We start from the raw sequence: 16,792 nt of genomic DNA on the forward strand, positions 1-16,792 counted from the left end.
CTGAGGCCCGTCGCTACGCTGCCAGGGTGAACAACGGCTACGTTGAACTGAGCAGGGAGCGGTGGAGCGAGCTCCGCAAGAACACGCCCTTGACTCTCACCGCGGAAGAGCTCGAAGAGCTGCGCGGCGTCGACGATCCCATCGACCTCACCGAGGTCACCGACATCTATCTCCCACTGACGAGGCTGCTCAACCTGCACTTCACCGGGTCCAAGCAGCGCAGCAGCGTGCTGAGCGCCTTCCTGGGGCACCACGAGCAGCGCGTCCCGTACATCCTGGGCATCGCGGGCAGCGTCGCGGTCGGCAAGTCGACCACGGCGCGGTTGCTGCACACGCTGCTGGCGCGCTGGCCCGAGCACCCGCACGTGGAGCTGGTCACCACCGACAGCTTCCTGTTCCCCAACGCGGTGCTGCAGGCCAAGGGCATCATGCAGCGCAAGGGCTTTCCCGAGAGCTACGACCGCAGGGCCCTGGTCAGGTTCGTGGCCGAGGTGAAGGCCGGGGCGGCGGAGGTCAGGACACCGGTCTACAGCCACCTGGAGTACGACATCGTGCCTGGCGCACACCAGGTCGTGAAAAATCCGGATATTTTGATCATCGAAGGGCTCAACGTCCTCCAGCCCGCCCCACCCACCTCCCTCGCCGTCAACGACTACTTCGACTTCTCCATCTACGTCGACGCCAAGGTGGAGGACATCCGCGACTGGTACGTCGAACGCTTCCACAAGCTGCGCCGCACCGCCTTCGAGGACCCCAAGTCCTACTTCCGCCACATCGCCGAGCTCTCCTACGAGGAGGCCACGGACTTCGCGGTCAAGGTCTGGCGCGACATCAACGAGCGCAACCTGATCGAGAACATCGCCCCCACCCGCGGGCGGGCCGACCTGGTGCTGAAGAAGGGCCCCGACCACGCGGTCAAGCGGGTACGGCTTCGCCGGACCTGAAGACCTCCTCGTACACGTAGGCCGCGAACCTGCCCGCGCACCCCAGGTCGTCGATGTCGACGAACCAGCAGTCCGCATCGTGAATATGGCACCAAAATGTCCTCATTCCGGCAGGGTCGCGGACCCGGGTCAATGGAACGTCAATGTTCGATCGACGACATCGACGACAATGGCCCGATGCTCCATCTGCGACTGATCACCCCGGCCACGCGCACCGGCGAGGTGATCGCGGCACTCGATCAGTGCGCGGGCACCACCAACCTCGTCGTCCTGCCCGGCGCGGCCCGCCTGCCCGAGGGCGACCTGATCTTCTGCGACGTGGCCCGCGAGTCGGCCAACGAGGTGATCGACCGGCTCGGATGGCTCAAGGAGGAGGGGTCGATCGCGGTCGAGCAGGTGGACCTCGCGCTCTCCAGAGTGGCCGACGAGGCCGTCGAGGAGGCGCCCGGCGAACCCGAGGACGCGGTGGTCTGGGCGGAGTTCGCCCAGAAGATGGCGGACGACTCCCGCGTCACCTGGGCCTACCTCGTGTTCCTGGTGATCGCCACCATGCTGGCCGCCATCGGTGTGCTGCAGAACTCCCTCATCCTGATCGTCGGCGCGATGGTCCTCGGACCGGAGTTCGGCGCGATCGCGGCCGTCTGCTTCGGCCTGCTGGGCCGCGACCGGCGACTGATCGCCGGCTCCCTGCGCACCCTGATCATCGGGTTCGCGATCGCGATCGCGGTGACGTTCGCCTGCGCGCTCGCCCTGCGCGGGCTCGGCTGGATCGGCCCGCACCACCTGCGGGTCAACGAGGAGGTCCAGTTCATCGTCAAACCCGACCGCTGGTCGTTCATCGTGGCCCTGCTCGCCGGCGTGGCAGGGGTGCTGTCGATCACCGCGGGCAAGTCGTCGGCCCTGATCGGCGTGTTCATCTCGGTCACCACAGTCCCGGCGGCCGGATTCGCCGCCGTGGCGCTCGCCCTCGGCGACTGGCCCGAGGTCGCAGGCTCGGTCTCGCAGCTCGCGCTGAACATCGCCGGCATGCTCATCGCGGGCACCGGCACGCTCATGGTCCAGCGGGGATTCTGGCCGCAAGTAGGACGCGGCTCATCCCTTCGACCGATGCGGGAGCGCGAAGCCGGCGGGTAGGGTCCGGACCTATGCACATCCTCGCCACCGAGGGGCTGACCAAACGCTTCCCGACGGTCACGGCGCTCGACCAGCTGACGGTCACAGCCGGGCCCGGCGTCACCGGCCTGGTGGGAGCCAACGGCGCGGGCAAGTCGACGTTGATCAAGATCATGCTGGGGCTGCTCCCGCCCACCGGCGGCAGCGCGCGGGTGCTCGACCTCGACGTCGCCACCCGGGGCGCGGAGATCCGCGGGCTCGTCGGATACATGCCCGAGCACGACTGCCTCCCGCCCGACGTCTCCGCCACCGAGCTGGTCGTCCACCTCGCCCAGATGTCCGGGCTGCCGCGCACGGCCGCCCGCGAGCGCGCCGCCGACGTGCTGCGCCACGTCGGCCTGGCCGAGGAGCGCTACCGAGCCGTCGGCGGCTACTCCACCGGCATGAAGCAGCGCGTCAAGCTCGCCCAGGCCCTCGTCCACGACCCCAAGCTGATCTTCCTGGACGAGCCCACCAACGGGCTCGACCCGCGCGGCCGTGACGAGATGCTGACGCTGATCAGGCGCATCGGCACCGAGTTCGGCATCAGCGTGCTCGTCACCTCCCACCTGCTGGGCGAGCTCGAACGCATCTGCGACCACGTGATCGTCATCGACGCCGGCCGGCTGCTGCGGTCCTCCGCGATCGCCGAGTTCACCCACGCCACGCGGAGCGTCACGGTCGAGGTCGAGGAGGGCGCGACCCCGCTCGCCGCGCGACTGACCGAGCTCGGCCACACCGTCACCCCGCACGGCCGCCTGCTGCTGGTCGAAGTGACGGGTCCCGAGACGTTCGACGCGATCCGCGACACCGCCGTCGACCTCGATCTCTGCCTGATCCGGCTGGAGCAGGGCCGCCATCGCATCGAGGACGTCTTCCGGGAGGAGGTGGCCGGTGTCTGAGATCTACGACATTGGCTACCGCCACTACGACGGGCCACGGCTCGGCCGCGCGTACTCCACGCGCGCGCTCACCGTCCACAGCCTGCGCGCCGTCTTCGGCCTCGGCCGCACCGCGCGCAGCAAGATCATGCCGTTCGCGCTGGCGGTCATCATGCTGCTGCCCGCCGTCGTGTCGATCGCGGCGATGGCCCTGATCGGGCAGCGCGCCATGGGCTACAGCTCCTACGCGGTCATCATGCAGGCGGTGCTGGCCATCTTCCTGGCCTCGCAGGGCCCCGCGATCATCGCCCCGGACCTGCGGTTCCGGGTGCTGCCGCTGTACCTGTCACGGCCCGTGTCGATCGTCGAGTACGTGGGCGCCAAGGTCACCGCGATGACCGCCGCGCTCTTCCTGATGGTCGCGGTGCCACTGACGCTCATCTATCTGGGCGAGCTGCTCATCGACCTCGAAGGGCCGCCACAGACCAAGGAATACCTCGGCGCCCTGGCCATGGCCCTGGTCCTGGCGGTGCTGCTGTCCGCCTTCGGTCTGGCCATCGCCTCGCTCACGCCCCGGCGCGGGCTCGGAGTCGCCTCGGTCATCGCCGTCTACCTGCTGGCCTCGGCCTCGGTCCCCATCTTCTACGGCACCCTGATCTCCACGGGCAACGACGCGGCGGCCAGATGGGCGTGGCTGGTCAACCCGTTCTGGCTGGTCGACGCCGTGCAGGTGTGGCTGTTCGACACGACGCCCAACTCCGAAGGCGGCTATCCCCCGGGGCCCGCCTCGGCCGCCATCGTGGTCGTGCTGATCGCCGTCGCCGTCTCGGTCCTCGCGCTCCGCTACCGGAAGGCGGCCTCTCAATGAAGGTCGAGCTCTCCCAGGTCTCGCGCTGGTACGGCAACGTCGTCGCGGTCAACGACGTGACGATGACCATCGGGCCCGGGGTCACCGGCCTGCTCGGCCCCAACGGGGCGGGCAAGTCGACCCTCCTGCACCTGATGGCCGGCTTCCTGGCCCCGTCAGGCGGCTCGGTCACCCTCGACGGCACCCAGATCTGGAAAAATCATCACATTTATCGAAACATCGGGCTCGTTCCTGAGCGCGAGGGTGTCTACGGCTTCCTGACCGGCTGGCAGTTCGTCCTGTCGGCCGCCAGACTGCACGGCCTGTCCGACCCCGTCCAGGCCGCCCGCAAGGCCCTGGCCACGGTCGAGATGGAGGAGCCCAAGGACCGCCGCGTCGAGACCTACTCCAAGGGCATGCGCCAGCGCGTCAAGGTCGCCGCGGCGCTCGTCCACGACCCGCCGGTGCTCCTGCTCGACGAGCCCTTCAACGGCATGGACCCACGCCAGCGGCTGCACCTGATGGACCTCATCCGGTCGATGGGCGTGGCGGGCAAGACCATCCTGTTCAGCTCCCACATCCTGGAGGAGGTCGAGCGGGTCGCCCAGCACATCGAGGTGCTGGTCTCCGGCCGGCACGCCGCCTCGGGCGACTTCCGCGAGATCCGCCGGCTGATGACCGACCGGCCGCACCTGTTCCGGATCCGCTCCAGCGACGACCGCCGACTGGCCGCCGCCCTCATGCTCGACGCCTCGGCCGGCGGTGTGACCCTCGGTCCCGACGGCCTGGAGGTGCAGGCCATCGAGTTCCGCAGGTTCGCCCGGCTCCTCCCGCGGGTCGCCCGCACCGAGGGCATCCGCCTGCACCAGGTCTCCCCCGCCGACGATGACCTGGAAAGCGTCTTCTCCTACCTGATCACCCGGAGCACCTGATGACCCCGCACGGAGCGAACCCGCCCCACGGCGTGAGGCCGCGAGGCCCCTCGGCGAGCACGCCGCCGAACGGAGTGAGGCCATGAACACCGTGGTCGCGGGCATCACCTACCGGGCGTTGCTGGGCAGGCGCAGGATCTTCCTGCTGGCCCTGCTCCCCGTCGCCCTGATCGGCCTGGCCCTGCTGCTGCGCCTGGTGGGCAGCGACGACCAGCGCTCGACCATGCTGTTGATGGAGAAGTTCGCCATCGGCACCATGCTTCCGCTGCTCGGCCTCATCGCCGGCACCGGCGTCATCGCTCCCGAGATCGACGACGGCACGATCATCCACCTGATGTCCAAGCCGATCTCCCGCCCCGTCATCGCGCGGACGAAGTTCGTGGTGGCCGCCTCGCTGCTCGCGCTGTTCGCCGCGATCCCGACCTTCGTCTCGGCCTGGCTCCTGGTGGGCAACGAGGACGGCATCGCCCTCGGCTTCGCTGTGGGCGCGCTCGTGGCGGGCATCGCGTACGCCGCGATCTTCCTGCTGCTGGGCGTCGTCACCCGCCACGCGGTGACGATCGGCATCATCTACGCCCTGGTCTGGGAGAGCCTGATCGGCGGTTTCGTCCAAGGAGCCCGGAAGTTCTCGGTGCAACAGTGGGCCGAGTCGATCGCCGATCAGATCTCCACCTCGCCGTTCCTGACGGCCGACGTGACGCTGGGCTTCGCCGTACCCGCTCTGATCGTCGTGACGGTGGTCGGCGTTTTCTGGACGGGCCGCAGGCTGCGGGTCTTCTCTCTGACGGGCGACGAGTGACCGGGCGGCGATTCGGTCAGAAGCGCCAGCGGGTCGCGGTCAGACCGTCCGAGCCGTACCCGTAGGCACGCAGGGGTGTGACCCGGTAGAAGGCGTACTCCGGGGAGCCGGGAAGGCTGTCGTCGTGGACGGAGCCGTCATGCAGGGCGAACCCCCACTGATATTTCGCCAGGAAGGCGTCGGCCACCTCCCGCTGCTGAGCCGGGTCGCGAACGAGGACGGCCACTCCTTCGAGCACGAGGTCGAGTTCCGGGCCGGTGACCGTGAGGACACAGTTGCCGTTGTGGGCGAGGTTCCTGCCCTTGCGGGACGCCGGGCGGGTGGCGAAGCACGGTGCCTCATCGGCCCAGACCGGCATCACCGGCATGGCGTGCGGTCGTCCGTCGGGTCGCACCGTCGACAGCAGTGCCTTCGGCGCCGTTCGCAGGCACGCACGCGCCTCGCTCCAGGGCTTCACGGTCGTCGGGTCGGTGCTCATAGGTGTCGCGTCGGCCTCGCCGAACAGAAGTTCGGCGCGGGGCGTCGGGCGGGTCATGGCGGGTGTTTCCTTTCGGCGGATCTCGGGCCGGTCAGTACTCGTCGTGCAGACGCCACCAGTGGTAGGGCGCGCTCTGCGGCCATCCGTCAGGTGAGTCTTCCCAGGTCTCCTGCCTTCCGTACGGGGTCAGGTCGAGAAATGTCCAGTTGCTGCCAAGCCGTTCGACGCCTCGTCCGCTGGTGACATAGGTGCGATAGACGTCCTCGCCGTCACGCAGGAAGACGTTCAGCGCGAAGCCGTCGCCTGCTCCCTGGTCGTGGTTGAACTCACCGTCCGGCGCGGAGTACCACGGGATGGTCCAGCCCATGCGCTGCTTGTACGGCATGATCTCGGCCAGCGGTCCGGTGGAGACCAGCGCCAGAGAGACGTCGCGCGCGTGCAGGTGAGCCAGGTGGCCGATGTTGTCGGTGAACATCGCGCACCCCGAGCAGAACTCCTCGGCGCCATGCCACATGAAGGAGTAGACGATGAGCTGGTCGCGCCCCTCGAAGAGGTCTCCCAGGCTTCTCGTCCCGTCCGGGCCGGCGAACCGGTAGTCCTTGTCCACCCGGACCATCGGCATCCGGCGGCGTTCGGCGGCCAGGTCGTCCAGCGCGCGGGTGAGCTGCTTCTCCTTGACCAGCAACGCGTCTCGGGCGCTGCGCCACTCCTGCTCCGAGACGATCGGGGGTCGCGTCATAAGGCACTCCATGGCTTTCTTGAAGAAAGGGACTGCGTCACAACCTAGCCAAGTTGCTTTCTTAAGGGAAGTGGCTCGGCTAGGCTGACCGTATGCAGCGCACCCGGTTCGGCGACATGGCCTGCTCCATCGCCCGCACCCTGGACATCATCGGAGAGCCCTGGTCGCCCCTGATCTTGCGCGACGTCTACGCCGGCATCACCCGCTTCGAGCACCTCCAGCGCGACCTGGGCATCTCCAGCAAGGTGCTCAGCGAACGGCTGAAGTGGCTCGTCGACAACGGCGTGCTGGACCGCCGGGAATACTCACAACGCCCCTCGCGCCACGAGTACACACTCACGGAGAAGGGCCGGGAGTTGTGTGACCTGCTGCTGGTGATGGTGCGTTGGGGCGACCGGTGGACGGCCGACGCGTCAGGGCCGCCCGTGCTCTACCGACACCAGGCCTGCGGCCAGATCAGCCAAGTGGAGTTGCACTGCTCAGTGTGCGATCGCCCGATGCGTGCCACGGACATCGACATGCTGCCCGGCCCAGGGGCCCCAGCGCCCGCCTAGGGCCCACCGGCGCTTCGGCCGGCCGGGCGGCCCGCATCTCTCCTGGCCGCCGGGTCCGGACATGACGAAGGGGTACGGCGACAGCGTCGCCGTACCCCTTCGGACAGCGTCAGACGCAGGCGACCCGCACCACGCCCGCGAGCCGGTCGGCGACCTTGGTGGCGTGCTCCTCCGAGGAGGCCTCCACCATCACCCGGATCATCGGCTCGGTGCCGCTCGGCCTGATCAGCACCCTGCCCGACTCGCCCAGCTCCGCCTCGGCCTCGGCCACGGCGGCGGTCAGCTCGGGCACCGCGGCCTTGCCCCGGTCGACGTCCTTGACGTTGATCAGGATCTGCGGCAGCGGCGTCATGATCGACGCCAGCTCCTTGAGCGGCCGGCCGGTGGCCGCCATCACCGACAGCAGGTGCAGCGAGGTCAGCAGCCCGTCTCCCGTGGTCGCGTGGTCGAGCATGATGACGTGGCCCGACTGCTCACCGCCGAGGTTGTAGCCGTCGGCCTTCATCCGCTCCAGCACGTAGCGGTCGCCCACCGCGGTCTCCACCACGTGGATGCCCGCGTCGCGCATGGCCAGCTTGAACCCCAGATTGGACATCACGGTCGCGACCACGGTGTCCTTGGCCAGGGCTCCCTCGGCGTGCATGGCACTCGCCAGGATCGCCATGATCTGGTCACCGTCGACGATCGCGCCCGTGTGGTCGACCGCCAGGCAGCGGTCGGCGTCGCCGTCGTAGGCGATGCCGATGTCGGCGCCGCGCGAGACGACGATCTGCTGCAGCTTGTCCATGTGCGTGGAGCCGTGGCCGGCGTTGATGTTGAGGCCGTCGGGCCGCGCGCCGATCGCCTCGACCGTGGCTCCGGCCCGCAGCAGCGCCTCGGGCGCGACCATGTGGGCGGCGCCGTGGGCACAGTCGACGACGACGTGCAGGCCGTCGAGCCTGTCTCGCGTCGTGGCCAGCACATGGGTGATGTAGCGGTCGGCCTCGCCGTACGCGTCACGCACCCGGCCCACGGCGGAACCGACGGGAAAGCTCCAGTCCTCGCCCAGCCGCCGCTCGATCTCGTCCTCGACCGCGTCGGACAGCTTGAAGCCGCCACGAGCGAGGAACTTGATGCCGTTGTCGGGCGCCGCGTTGTGCGAGGCCGACAGCATGACACCGAGATCGGCGCCGAGCGCGGCCGTGAGGTGGGCGACGGCCGGGGTGGGCAGCACGCCGAGGCGCAGCACATCCACTCCGGAAGCCGCGAGGCCGGCGACCACAGCGGCCTCGAGAAACTCTCCCGAGGCACGCGGGTCCCGGCCTACGACCGCTATCGGACGACGTCCGGTAGCGGCGAACGCGCCTGCATCGCCGAGGACGTGAGCCGCCGCGACCGAAAGGTCCATGGCAAGCTCCGCCGTGAGGTCGCGTCCAGCGACCCCACGTACCCCGTCGGTGCCGAAAAGACGCGCCAACTCAGCGCTTGCTGTACTGCGGAGCCTTACGGGCCTTCTTGAGGCCGTACTTCTTCCGCTCCGTGGCGCGGGCGTCACGGGTGAGGAAGCCGGCCTTCTTCAGCGGCGGGCGGTTGACGTCGACGTCCAGGACGGCGAGCGCGCGGGACAGGCCCATGCGGAGCGCGCCGGCCTGGCCGGTCACGCCGCCACCGTCGATGCGCGCGATGACGTCGAACGCCTCTTCGGCGCCGAGCACCACGAAGGGCTCGTTGACGATCTGCTGGTGGACCTTGTTGGGGAAGTAGACATCCAGCGAACGACCGTTGATCGTCCACTTGCCGGTGCCGGGGACGATGCGCACCCGGGCGATCGCCTCCTTGCGGCGGCCGGTGCCGTACGAGTTGCCCGTGGTGACGGGCTTACGCACGGGAGCGTCAGCGCTGGCGGTGGATTCGGTGGTGTATTCGGAAGGGAACTCCTCGCCGGAGAAGTCCTCCACCTCGGCCTCTACGACCGTCTCGACACCGGTGGGCTCAGCCACGGTTCTCCTCTAACTCTTTCGGACTTCTACTGGGCGATCTGGGTGATCTCGAACGGCACCGGCTGCTGGGCCTGGTGCGGGTGCTCGGAACCCGCGTAGACCTTCAGCTTCTTGGCCATCTTCCGGCCGAGGGAGTTCTTGGGCAGCATGCCCTTGACGGCCTTCTCGACGGCCTTGTCGGGCCGCTTCTCCATGAGCTCGCCATAGCTCACGGAACGCAGACCACCCGGGTAGCCCGAGTGGCGGTAGGCCTTCTTCTGCTCCAGCTTGTTGCCGGTGAGCGCGATCTTGTCCGCGTTGATGACGATGACGAAGTCACCGGTGTCGACGTGGTTGGCGAAGATCGGCTTGTGCTTGCCGCGGAGCAGGATCGCGACGTGGCTGGCCAGCCGGCCCAGCACGACATCGGTCGCGTCGATGACGTACCACTGACGCTGGACGTCGGCGGGCTTCGGTGAGTACGTGCGCACGGTCGTAGCCTTCTTATGCTCGCGTCTTCGGCGCGCTGCCGGATGCGGCAGCGCTGGGGTCGGTCGGTGCGGGCACACGACGGCCCGGACCTTCCGTCTCCACAGAGAATGGGAGATGACGCCGGACGCGCCGCGCATCGGTCTCGCTGGACCTATGCACACAACGAACGTTCAGGTTACCCGCCCTCGCAGGCGCTGGTCAAAATACCGGTAACCCTCGTCGAGTCTACCCGACCACAGAACGGTTCTATTTCGGTTCCCGCCATTCCCTTCATCACCAGTACCTCACATCTCTATCGTTGACTGCGGTATGTGGCAGACCTCTCACACCCGGCACACCCAGCGGAGCGCACGGCGCCGGAGCCATCTGGGCGTGTTGGCCTGCCTCATGGCCGCGCTCTTCTTCATGGGCGTGCTGCTCGGGCGGGCGAGCGACGACGTCGAGCCGGCCGGCCACATCTACCTCCAGGAGACCGTGCCGTCCGCCGTCCCCACGGCCACGCCGTCGCCCAAGACGGCGCAGCCCTACGCGGGCCGCATCCCCCGGCAGACGACCGCGGCCGTGCCGCACAGCCGGACGAGGCCCAAGCCGACCCCGTCGTCCACCGACCTGATCGACGGCTACACCGCCGATGACCCCACCCGCGTGCTGGGCGAGGAGACGTTCCAGGCGTCACCGTCCATGGCGGCCCGAGTCGTCTCCCTCACCAACGCCGCCCGCGCCAAGCACGGATGCGGCCGGCTCAGGGTCGACGCCAGGCTGGCCCGTGCCGCCCGGATCCACTCGCTGGAGATGGCCAGGAGCGGGAAGTTCGCCCACGACTCCCCCGACGGCAGTTCCCCGTGGGACCGCATGGAGCGCGCCGGATATCCCGCGGGCGCCGCCGAGAACATCGGCCGCGGCTACTCCAGTGCCGAAGAGGCGGTCCGCGGCTGGCTCGACAGCCGCGACCACCGGCAGAACATCCTCAACTGCAAAATCACGGCCATCGGCGTCGGCGTGGTCGCCGGTCCCGGCGGCCCGTGGTGGACCCAAGACTTCGGATATTCCTGACACCTTCGCGATAGTCTCGCCCGCATGGTTTTTCCCGAGGACCGTGAGAGCAGCACGGAGAGCACCCCCCGCCGGTTCCGGAAGAAGCGCGAGGACGAGACCGAGAGCGTCTTCAGTCCCCGTAAGCAGCACGGTGACCGCGGGGAGGGCACGAAGGGCCCCGAGGCCGCCGGCGACGCCAAGCCGGAGGAGGCCGGGCCGCGCGCCGAGACCTGGAGCCCCTACGCCGAGGGCAAGCGCTCGCGCGGGCCACTGTGGTTCACCCTCGGCGGCGTCGGGGTGCTGGCCCTGCTCGCCGGCGGGCTCGTCGTGATGATGAAGTCCGGTCCGGCCGACCCCGCCGCCACAGGAGAGGGCAGGCGCACGTCCGCGCCCTTGCCGTCGGCGCCGCCCGGAAAGTACAGCTACGCGGCCGAACGCACCACGGACCCCGAGCCGCTGACGGTCAAGGAACTCTTCCCCAAGAAGAAGTTCGCCGTCTCGGGCCGCTCCTACGAGATGACGGTCACCAGCAAGCTCAAGAAGTGCGCCGACGGGGCCGTGGGTGACAAGCTGCTGAAGGCGCTCAAGAGCGGCAAGTGCACGCAGCTCATCCGGGCCAGCTTCCGTGACAAGAGCGGCAAAGTGATCGGCACGGTCGGCGTGGCCAACCTCAAGTCGAGCAAGACCGCGACCAAGGCGGCCTCCGTCGGCAACGACGCCAACTACGTCAAGCCACTCGCCGGCAAGGACGAGGTCACCAAGTTCGTCGGCTCGGGCAGCGGCGGCACCAAGGTGTGGATGCACGGCCACTACGCGGTCATGATCTGGTTCCAGAACAAGGACGGCGTCAAACCCGACTCCAAGGGGTCCAAGGTGATCTTCCGGGCGGCAACGGACATCACCAAGGCGACCGTCTTCAAAGCTCTCGACGCCCGGACGCTGACCGGTTTTCCGGCGACCTGAAATAGCCATTTCGGCTCGTTAAGATCACAAACCGGGCGTCCGATCCGGCCGGGAACGCACATACCGGCATGACGATCTCGTGTCTCTCGCTAGGCTCGCCCTTATGCGTGGCCAGGAACCTGGGTCTGAGCACGATCGTAGGGAAGCCGACGGCTCGGCAGCGCCGGGGACGCCACCTCCGAGCTTCGGCCAGCCCTCAGAGCAGCCCCCGCCGCCACCCTCGGTGGCGGCGAGCGGGCCATCGCCTCACGCGCTCCCCCCGGACCCGACACCGTCCACCCCGGAATCCGGCGTCACCTCTCCCGCTCACCAGGTCCCGCTCACCCTTGAGCCCGGCGAGGGCATCTCCTGGACCCTCCCCGTCCTGGGGGTCAGCGCCGCCCTCTCCCCTGACCCGGCCCCACCCGCGCGAGAGCCCGACCCCGACACCTCCTGGACACCCCCTGTCCTCGGCACCACCCCGCCCCCTCAGGCCGCCCCCACTCCCTCCCCACCGTCCTCCTGGGGGCCACCGCCACCCCCGCTCCACCCGAACGTCGGCCCATCGCCCACCCCCGGCCGTCCCACCAACACCTCCCCACCACCCGCGCCGGACACCACCTGGCACCCGGCGCCGGGCTCCGGCGGGGGCGGCTCATGGGCTCCGTCCACGCCGGAGCCCGGCACAGGCGCTTCACACACGCCATCCATCCCCGAGCCCGGCGCGGCCCCCCTCCAGGACCGGACGCCCTCCGAAGCCGCCCCCGGCACAACCTCCGGCCCCGAGCCGGTCGTGCCCCCTTCTCACGGCTGGTCACCGTCCGAGTCCAGTACGGGCCCCCACCAGGCAGGACCTCCGCCCTCCTCCGCGCCACAGCCAGGCGTGAACCCTTCCCAGGGCTGGGCACCGTCCCAGTCCGGGCAGACGCCCCCACCCAGCGACACCGAGACCACGGCCGAGGCACGGATCCCCCGCCCAGCCATGCCGTTGCCCTCGCCCCGCGCGCCCGAGAGCCGCGAGCAGGACGAGAGCCGTGAGCACGAGAGCCGTGGGCAGGACGAGAGCCGTGAGCAGGACGAGAGCGACCCGCCCGTGCTCCCCGTCTTCCCCGGCGCGCAGCCCTGGGAGGTGCCCGAGGACGACGCCGCCCCCTACGACTGGTTCGCGGGCGCCACCGATCCCGAGCATCGCGCCCGCGAGGCCGCCCCCGAGGACGTCACCACCTGGACGGACGAGCCGCCGGTGCCCTACGCGACCGACGAGCAGGCGCCGTGGGGAGCCGCCCCCGTGGTGCCGGGGGCGCCTTCCTGGGAGCCGCCGCCCGCTTTCACGGCGGCCGCGGCCGGCATGCGGGTGTGGCCCGCCCCCGTGGCCGACCCTCCCGTGATGCCCTCGTGGCCGGCCGCCACGGGAGAGCCCGTGCCCGGTCTGGACGAGGCAGAGGCGTCCGAGCCGGACCGCCCAGGCGCACAGCCGGACCGCCCTCGGCCAGGCCCCCCAGGCACAGAGCCGGACCGCCCTCGGGCAGGCCACCCGGCCACCGACTCCACCGCCCCTCACCCTTTCGGCCCCAACACGACCACCCCAGACCCCGTCGGGCCCGCCGCCCCCGCTGGGATCAGCACCCCCGGGCACCCTCGTGGCGGAAGCGACACACCAGCCGTACAGTCCCCCGCATCGGGCGCCAGCCCGCCCCCGGGACAACACCTCGCCGAGAGCGCCACCCCAGCAGGCCCGCATCCCACCGCGAGCGGCGAGACAACGGCCGGACAGCAGTCCGCCGGCGGCGGCACGCCGCCCGTCCAGACTCACGGCGGCAACCCGCCCGCCGGCCAGCCGACCGAGCCGACCGGCGCACCCCCATCCCCCCAGCCAGCCACACCCGCCGGCGCACCACCGTCCAGCCAACCGTCCACGCCCACCGGCGCACCACCGTCCAGCCAACCGTCCACGCCGACGGGCGCACCCCCTTCGCCCCTGAAGGCCACGGCCCCTGGCAGGCCGCACCTGCCCGCGCCTGGCGACATCCCCGTCTGGCCCCCCGCCCCCCGCCCCACGCACCAGTCCGACACCGGCCCCATGCCGGTGGCCGACCTCCCGGCCCCCGCATCGCAACCGGCCCAGACTCCCCCGGCGACCTCCGGGTCCAAGACCTGGCCCCCTCGCCCCCAGTCCAAGGGCGAGCCCCCCACCCCACCGCCGTCCTCGCCGACCGGCACCGGCACCGGCACGCCCGAACCCGTCACGCCCCAGCCCGACGCCCAGGCCGCCACGCCCGGGATCAGGAACACCTCCGACATGCCCGCCCCGGCAGGCGCCGAGCCCACCGCGCCGGAAGACCCAGGAGCCGGCTCACCCGCGTCCCCGTCCGGCAACCGGCCGTCGACGGCACGATCGGAGCTCCGCGCCTCCTCCCGCCCCAAGCCCCGCCCTTCCGAGCTGCCTGAGGTGACAGGCCCCGACACGCAGCCGACCGTGCTGAGGTCCGACTCCTGGCCCCCCGCGCCGCAGACCGAGGAGCAACGCCAGGAGGAGCAACTCCCCGAGCTGCCTTTCAGCCCCGAGGTGTGGGGCCAGAAGCCCGCCCCGGCCAGGGTCCCGATGCCCCTGCAGCCGGCCGCGTACGACCTGCCGACCCCGCCCCAGGGCCCCACCGTCCACCCGCCGGTCGCGTTCCCGCAACAGCCGGGCCAGCCGCCCGCCGCCAAGCAGCCTGGCAAGAGCAGGCAGGCGCTGTTCGCCACGCTGGGCGTGCTGGTCCTGGCGGGCGTCGCGACGGGCGGTTTCTTCGCCTACAAGTCGCTGAGCACGCCTCCGCCCCCCGCGGCGACGGCCACCCAGCCGCCGGCGCCGACCGTGACGGCCACTTCTGCGCCGCCCACCACGGCCGAGCCCAGTCCCCCCGCGGCCGCCATGCTCAACTCCGAGGACACCGACCCGCGCAAACTCTCGCTCTCCGAGGCGTTCCCGAAGAAGAAGGTGGCCGCCGGCGGCGCGCAGTTCGCCCGAGTCAAAACCCACCTGGAGCCCAAGTGCGCGAAGGCCGCGTCGGGCCCGTTCGCTGAGGCGCTGAGCGACCAGAAGTGCAGCCGGGTGCTGCGCGCCACGTACGTCGACACCAAGCGCCGCTACGCGGTGACCACCGGCATCGCCGTGCTCCCCACGAGGGACGCCGCCCTGCGCGCCGACGAGACCAAGAACCTCTCCCGCAACCTGTGGTTCCGGGCGCTCCCCGGACCGGCGGGCACGGGCGGCGAGCGTGTGCACATCGCGGGCGGCTACGCGGCGGGCCTGGTCTGGGGCCGCTACATCGTGTTCAGCTACGCCACCTACGCCGACGGCCACACGCCCGCGGCGAAGGACAGGACGCTCGGCAAGGTGAGCGACGCCTTCCGCGACCAGATGTCACTCGTGCTCGAGCGGCGCATCGCGGGCGGCTGACGCGGTGCGCACCCGCCGCGTCGCGGCGGCGCGCGCCGCGAGCCGGTCATCCGGCGGATACGCCACCTCTTCCAGGCACAGCCCGTGCGCGGGCGCCACATGCACGCCGGAGTCCCGTACGGCCCGCGTCAGCACCTGGCCGGGCCACTCCACCGGCCGTCGGCCGTCACCGGCGGCCAGCAGTGAGCCCACGAGGGCGCGCACCATCGAATGGCAGAACGCGTCGGCGACCACGGTGGCGACCAGCAGGCCGTCATCGCGGCGCACCCAGTCGAGCCGTTGCAGCTCCCTGATCGTGGTGGCCCCCTCGCGCTTCTTGCAGAACGCCGCGAAGTCGTGCTCGCCTCTCAGACGCACGGCGGCGGCGTTCATCGCGTCGACGTCGAGCGGCCGGTTGTGCCAGACGACCTCGTGGCGGCGCAGCGGATCGCCGCCGCCGGGCGCATCGCACACCCGGTACGCGTAGCGGCGGGACATAGCGGAGAAACGTGCGTCAAAGCCCTCAGGAGCCACCGAGACGCGATGAACCCGCACATCCTGGGTCAGAACCCCGGCCAGGCGTCGCACGAGCGCAGCGAGCCGCTCATCCACGGACGCGGGCCCAGCGCTCCGGTCAAGCTCGGCCAGCGCCTCCACCGGAAGGTCCACGTGCGCCACCTGGCCCCGCGCGTGCACGCCCGCGTCCGTCCGCCCGGCCACGGTCAGCGAGGCCGGCTCGGCCAGCCGCAGGATCCTGCCAAGGGCCTGCTCGATCTCGCCCTGCACGGTACGCCGGTTCGGCTGACGGGCCCATCCGGAGAAGCCGGTGCCGTCATACCCGAGGTCGAGGCGGAGCCGTACCACGAACTTCCTCCAGAAACTGTGCGCGGCCGATCAACGAGAAACGGGCCCGGAACCCCGCGATGGGGTCCGGACCCGGTTCGGCTGCCTGACGGATCAGGCTTCGTCCTTCTTCGCCTCGGCCGGAGCCTCAGCGGGGGCTTCGGCCGACTCGGCGGCGGGCGCCTCCTTGGCCTCCGCGGCCGGAGCCTCGGTCTCCTCGACCTCGGCGGCCGGGGCCGCGCTCTCCTCGGTCTTGGCCGCGGGAGCCTCGGTACGCGAGACGCTGACCGACTTCAGCGGCTCGGTCACCAGCTCGATGACGGCCATCGGGGCGTTGTCACCCTTGCGCGCGCCAATCTTGGTGATGCGGGTGTAGCCGCCGGGACGCTCGGCGAACGTCGTCGCGATCTCGGTGAAGAGGTGGTGGACGACGCCCTTGTCCTTGACGACGGTGAGCACCTGGCGACGGTTGTGGATGTCGCCCTTCTTCGCCTTGGTGATCAGGCGCTCCGCCAGCGGCCGAAGGCGCTTGGCCTTGGTCACCGTGGTGCGGATCCGGCCGTGGCGGAACAGGTCGGTGGCGAGGTTCGCCAGGATCAGCCGCTCGTGCGCCGGGCTGCCGCCGAGACGCGCGCCCTTGCTGGGCTTGGGCATTTCTCTCTCCTTGGAGTTAACCGCTCCGGCCGTACGAGGTACCGGAGTCGGGGACGGGGGCCGCTCGCACGGCCCCTGTCAGATCAACCAGTCCGCAGGGCCGGGCCCCGCGGAGCCCGCG

Annotated in this window: 17 protein-coding genes; 10 read left to right on the top strand and 7 right to left on the bottom strand. The window is 70.4% G+C overall.

Features of this window, described 5'->3' with window-relative positions:
- Positions 1-26 precede the first annotated feature (26 nt).
- The 6 genes from coaA (at position 27) to IEY82_RS23490 (ending at position 5,555) form a co-directional block, all read left to right on the top strand.
- Positions 27-944 (top strand): type I pantothenate kinase, encoded by a 918-nt coding sequence (gene coaA / locus IEY82_RS23465; protein ID WP_189126356.1) that lies wholly within the window; start codon positions 27-29, stop codon positions 942-944.
- Positions 945-1,121: 177 nt separating this feature from the next.
- The gene (locus IEY82_RS23470; RefSeq protein WP_189126357.1) at positions 1,122-2,078 is read left to right on the top strand and encodes a DUF389 domain-containing protein; all 957 of its coding nucleotides are present in this window, start codon (positions 1,122-1,124) and stop codon (positions 2,076-2,078) included.
- An 11-nt stretch (positions 2,079-2,089) separates the two neighbouring features.
- On the top strand, positions 2,090-2,998 hold the full coding sequence (locus tag IEY82_RS23475) for an ABC transporter ATP-binding protein (protein ID WP_189126358.1): 909 nt from the start codon (positions 2,090-2,092) through the stop codon (positions 2,996-2,998).
- Positions 2,991-3,845, top strand: a complete 855-nt coding sequence (locus IEY82_RS23480) for an ABC transporter permease (protein ID WP_189126359.1) — start codon at positions 2,991-2,993, stop codon at positions 3,843-3,845. The genes IEY82_RS23475 and IEY82_RS23480 overlap by 8 nt, the downstream gene beginning before the upstream one ends.
- Positions 3,842-4,756 carry an ABC transporter ATP-binding protein gene (locus IEY82_RS23485; RefSeq protein WP_189126360.1) on the top strand — a complete coding sequence of 305 codons (915 nt, stop codon included), beginning with the start codon at positions 3,842-3,844 and terminating at the stop codon, positions 4,754-4,756. The genes IEY82_RS23480 and IEY82_RS23485 overlap by 4 nt, the downstream gene beginning before the upstream one ends.
- 82 nt (positions 4,757-4,838) lie before the next feature.
- A complete protein-coding gene (locus IEY82_RS23490) occupies positions 4,839-5,555 on the top strand; it encodes an ABC transporter permease subunit (protein ID WP_189126361.1) in 717 nt (238 codons plus the stop codon).
- A gap of 16 nt (positions 5,556-5,571) precedes the next feature.
- On the opposite strand, the gene IEY82_RS23495 is transcribed toward IEY82_RS23490, so the two are convergent.
- Both IEY82_RS23495 and IEY82_RS23500 read right to left on the bottom strand, forming a co-directional pair.
- A complete protein-coding gene (locus tag IEY82_RS23495; RefSeq protein ID WP_189126362.1) occupies positions 5,572-6,090 on the bottom strand; it encodes a pyridoxamine 5'-phosphate oxidase family protein in 519 nt (172 codons plus the stop codon).
- Between the two features lie 34 nt (positions 6,091-6,124).
- Positions 6,125-6,772, bottom strand: a complete 648-nt coding sequence (locus IEY82_RS23500; RefSeq protein WP_189126363.1) for a DUF899 domain-containing protein — start codon at positions 6,770-6,772, stop codon at positions 6,125-6,127.
- A 92-nt stretch (positions 6,773-6,864) separates the two neighbouring features.
- Between IEY82_RS23500 and IEY82_RS23505 the strand changes: the two genes are divergently transcribed.
- Positions 6,865-7,326, top strand: a complete 462-nt coding sequence (locus IEY82_RS23505) for a winged helix-turn-helix transcriptional regulator (RefSeq protein ID WP_189126364.1) — start codon at positions 6,865-6,867, stop codon at positions 7,324-7,326.
- 109 nt (positions 7,327-7,435) lie between these two features.
- Here the strand turns inward: IEY82_RS23505 and glmM are convergent, their stop codons facing one another.
- From glmM to rplM, 3 genes are read right to left on the bottom strand one after another with little or no spacing between them, the layout of a single operon-like run.
- Positions 7,436-8,782: a phosphoglucosamine mutase gene (glmM, locus tag IEY82_RS23510; protein ID WP_189126365.1), complete on the bottom strand. Its 1,347-nt coding sequence runs from the start codon at positions 8,780-8,782 to the stop codon at positions 7,436-7,438.
- 1 nt (position 8,783) lies between these two features.
- Complete coding sequence (gene rpsI / locus IEY82_RS23515; protein WP_189126366.1) at positions 8,784-9,305, bottom strand: 30S ribosomal protein S9; 522 nt, start codon at positions 9,303-9,305, stop codon at positions 8,784-8,786.
- Between the two features lie 26 nt (positions 9,306-9,331).
- Positions 9,332-9,775 (bottom strand): 50S ribosomal protein L13, encoded by a 444-nt coding sequence (gene rplM, locus IEY82_RS23520; protein WP_189126367.1) that lies wholly within the window; start codon positions 9,773-9,775, stop codon positions 9,332-9,334.
- 310 nt (positions 9,776-10,085) lie between these two features.
- Between rplM and IEY82_RS23525 the strand changes: the two genes are divergently transcribed.
- The 3 genes from IEY82_RS23525 (at position 10,086) to IEY82_RS23535 (ending at position 15,195) form a co-directional block, all read left to right on the top strand.
- The gene (locus IEY82_RS23525; RefSeq protein ID WP_189126368.1) at positions 10,086-10,829 is read left to right on the top strand and encodes a CAP domain-containing protein; all 744 of its coding nucleotides are present in this window, start codon (positions 10,086-10,088) and stop codon (positions 10,827-10,829) included.
- 24 nt (positions 10,830-10,853) lie between these two features.
- Positions 10,854-11,774, top strand: coding sequence for a flagellar basal body-associated FliL family protein (locus IEY82_RS23530; RefSeq protein WP_189126369.1), 921 nt, complete (start codon positions 10,854-10,856; stop codon positions 11,772-11,774).
- An 862-nt stretch (positions 11,775-12,636) separates the two neighbouring features.
- Complete coding sequence (locus IEY82_RS23535) at positions 12,637-15,195, top strand: hypothetical protein (RefSeq protein ID WP_189126370.1); 2,559 nt, start codon at positions 12,637-12,639, stop codon at positions 15,193-15,195.
- Here the strand turns inward: IEY82_RS23535 and truA are convergent.
- Complete coding sequence (gene truA, locus IEY82_RS23540; RefSeq protein WP_189126371.1) at positions 15,160-16,038, bottom strand: tRNA pseudouridine(38-40) synthase TruA; 879 nt, start codon at positions 16,036-16,038, stop codon at positions 15,160-15,162. The genes IEY82_RS23535 and truA overlap by 36 nt on opposite strands.
- A gap of 93 nt (positions 16,039-16,131) precedes the next feature.
- Positions 16,132-16,671, bottom strand: a complete 540-nt coding sequence (gene rplQ, locus IEY82_RS23545) for a 50S ribosomal protein L17 (RefSeq protein ID WP_189126372.1) — start codon at positions 16,669-16,671, stop codon at positions 16,132-16,134.
- Positions 16,672-16,792 lie beyond the last annotated feature (121 nt).

The sequence above is a fragment of the Nonomuraea cavernae genome, assembly GCF_014646355.1.
Taxonomy (GTDB): Bacteria; Actinomycetota; Actinomycetes; order Streptosporangiales; family Streptosporangiaceae; genus Nonomuraea; species Nonomuraea cavernae.

Coding starts and splice junctions, on each gene's coding strand:
- IEY82_RS23485 (WP_189126360.1), top strand. CDS start 3,842: ATGAAGGTCGAGCTCTCCCAGGTCTCGCGCTGGTACGGCAACGTCGTC.
- IEY82_RS23475 (WP_189126358.1), top strand. CDS start 2,090: ATGCACATCCTCGCCACCGAGGGGCTGACCAAACGCTTCCCGACGGTC.
- IEY82_RS23500 (WP_189126363.1), bottom strand. CDS start 6,772: ATGACGCGACCCCCGATCGTCTCGGAGCAGGAGTGGCGCAGCGCCCGA.
- IEY82_RS23530 (WP_189126369.1), top strand. CDS start 10,854: ATGGTTTTTCCCGAGGACCGTGAGAGCAGCACGGAGAGCACCCCCCGC.
- rplQ (WP_189126372.1), bottom strand. CDS start 16,671: ATGCCCAAGCCCAGCAAGGGCGCGCGTCTCGGCGGCAGCCCGGCGCAC.
- IEY82_RS23470 (WP_189126357.1), top strand. CDS start 1,122: ATGCTCCATCTGCGACTGATCACCCCGGCCACGCGCACCGGCGAGGTG.
- IEY82_RS23505 (WP_189126364.1), top strand. CDS start 6,865: ATGCAGCGCACCCGGTTCGGCGACATGGCCTGCTCCATCGCCCGCACC.
- IEY82_RS23490 (WP_189126361.1), top strand. CDS start 4,839: ATGAACACCGTGGTCGCGGGCATCACCTACCGGGCGTTGCTGGGCAGG.
- IEY82_RS23525 (WP_189126368.1), top strand. CDS start 10,086: ATGTGGCAGACCTCTCACACCCGGCACACCCAGCGGAGCGCACGGCGC.
- IEY82_RS23495 (WP_189126362.1), bottom strand. CDS start 6,090: ATGACCCGCCCGACGCCCCGCGCCGAACTTCTGTTCGGCGAGGCCGAC.